This window comes from Luteibacter yeojuensis (genome assembly GCF_000964085.1).
GTDB lineage: Bacteria > Pseudomonadota > Gammaproteobacteria > Xanthomonadales > Rhodanobacteraceae > Luteibacter > Luteibacter yeojuensis_A.
In genome coordinates, this window is sequence record NZ_JZRB01000084.1 from 1 (window position 1) to 1,940 (window position 1,940).

1 protein-coding gene is annotated in these 1,940 nt (G+C 64.4%); it reads right to left on the bottom strand.

Features of this window, described 5'->3' with window-relative positions:
• The coding region (locus VI08_RS19990; RefSeq protein WP_157130533.1) for a TonB-dependent receptor plug domain-containing protein at window positions 1–1,685 on the bottom strand (1,685 nt) is incomplete at its 3' end.
• Window positions 1,686–1,940: the final 255 nt, after the last annotated feature.

The window sequence follows — 1,940 nt, forward strand, 5'->3', positions numbered from 1 at the left end:
AAGTTGTTGTAGTCGAGCTGGCTGCAGGTATCCAGGTCGGACGGCTGCACGTGCCCGTCGATGAGCGCGGCCACGGCGGCACGGCTCACGTCCGGCGTGCGCCAGGCGAACTTGCCCGGGAAAATCTGGTTGTAGTACCCCTTGAAGATGCCCAGGTCGTCCAGCGTGGTGGTGCCGTCGTTGATGCCGCCCGTGGACCAGTCGCGGTTGGTGAAGTTGCGCGAGCTGTCGCTGTACTTCACGCCGAACTTCACGCTCTGCACCGGGCCATCCTCGAAGTCGTAGCGCAGGTCGAGCTTGGCGCCGCCACGCTTCTGACCGGAACGGATCTTGGTGACCTCGCCGTAATCGTTGGCCCACATGTTCTGGATGTTATTGACCGAGTTGAGCAGCGCCGGCGTCAGCGAAGGGTACGGGAAGTGGCTGCCGCCATAGCTGAGCAGCGAGCTCTGGTTGTAGGCGAAGTTATCCTGCGAGTACTTATCCTCGCGGCCATCGATTTCGACGTGCTCGGGGCGGTCGTTGCGGCCGATGCTCCAGAACACATTCGGCGAGATGGTCCAGCCGCCGGCCGTCTTGTCGGCACCCAGCTGGATCGTGGCCAGGTCCGCGCGCTCGGGGTTGGTCTCGAACCAGAAGCGGTTGGCGATGCGCCCGATGTTGGGGCTGTAGACGCCCGGCGTGGCCGTCGGCACGTAGGTGACATCCTGCGGCAGCAGCTGGTTGTACGTGGTGTTCTGCTCGGTCAGCGCATAGGCGTACGACATCTTGGCGTACGCGTGCAGCGTCGGGTCCACGTTCCAGTCGAACGACATGTTGCCGCCGTAGCGGCGCTCGAAGCCCGATGCGATGCCGACATTGGTGCCGATGCTGGTGAGGTTGTGCTGCGGGTCGTAGCCCGGGGCGTTGTCCCCCTCGGCGGTGGCATGCAGGAACGCCCAGGAACCGTCGTTCGAGGCGCTCTCGGCCGCGCCGATCTCGCTGTTCGCGATGTTGCGGTAGTCGTAATAGCCGCTGATGTAGAAGCCGAACTGCTTCTGCTCGCCGAACTTGGTCTGCAGCTCACCGGCCAGGCCGCTGCCAAGGCCGCTGCCGCCGTAATCGCGGGCACGGCTCTCCACGCGGCCGCTGGCCGTGATGCTGCCGCTGAAATCCTTCTTGAAATCGAACGCGCTGGGCGTGCGGAAATCGATGGTGCCACCGATGGCATCGCCATCCATGTCGGCCGTGCTGGTCTTGTTGAGCACGATGGTCTGCAGGCCCGACGGCGGCAACAGGCTGAGCTGCACGCTGCGGCTGTACGGCATGCCCTGCGCCACGTTGCTGCCGTTCACCAGGTTGACGTTGTACTCGGATGGCAGGCCGCGCACCGAGGCGAACATACCCTCGCCGCGCGCCGCGCCATCCACGCCGCCGAAGTAACCCGTGCCCGTGGTGGTGACATTCACGCCGGACATCAAACCGAGCGCTTCGGCCACGTTATGCACAGCGGTGTTTTGCAGGTCCTTCGCCGAAAGCACGTCCACGGTGTTCACCGAGTCCATGCGGATGCTGGTGGCTTCGTAGCGGTTGGCGACGACGCTGAGCGCCTTCATCTGCACCGCCTTGTCTTTGTCCGCCTTCTCCTTGTCACTCTTTTGCGCCGGTGCATCGGCCGGTGCCGCCTGCTGCGCGAACGCGGGCATGGCAAGCAGGCCAACCGCGGTACAGATGGCAAGAGCAAGCGTTTTCTTCGTCAGAACATGGTTATTACGCACAGGTCACCCCACCCCGAAAGTGTCGTTGGTCAAGCGCGGCCCTCCGCCGCGATGCGGATAATTCGCTGACCAGCAACCTCAAGGTGCTCGCTACCTGCAGGAGCCTGCCCGGCAGGCGACGCTGTTCGCGACAACGCCACGCGATGGGCGTGGCTCGCGAGAGCTGTCGCCCACGGAGTGGGC